A 237-nucleotide genomic window follows, 5' to 3' on the forward strand; every position below is an offset into this window, starting at 1 on the left:
GGTCTGTATGCGTTTTACTGGCTCACCGGCGGCGTGACCGTGCTGGTGGCGATCATCATCAATTACCTCAAGCGCGACGAAGCGGCGGGCACGCCCTACGAGCAGCATTTCACCTGGCAGATCCGCACCTTCTGGCTCGGGCTGGCCGGGCATCTGATCGGGATTGCGCTGTTTTTCGTGCTGATCGGCATTCCAATTTTGTGGGCTGTCGCGATCTGGACGTTGTACCGTATCATC

The 237-nt window shown here is 58.6% G+C and carries 1 protein-coding gene; it reads left to right on the forward strand.

The features are described 5' to 3' along the window. Positions 1-237, forward strand: a 237-nt coding sequence (locus SB816_RS34795) for a DUF4870 family protein (RefSeq protein ID WP_410548599.1), incomplete at both ends; no start/stop codon positions are given.

Origin of the sequence: Achromobacter sp. SIMBA_011, assembly GCF_046535435.1 — a bacterium.
Taxonomy (GTDB): Bacteria; Pseudomonadota; Gammaproteobacteria; order Burkholderiales; family Burkholderiaceae_B; genus Achromobacter; species Achromobacter dolens.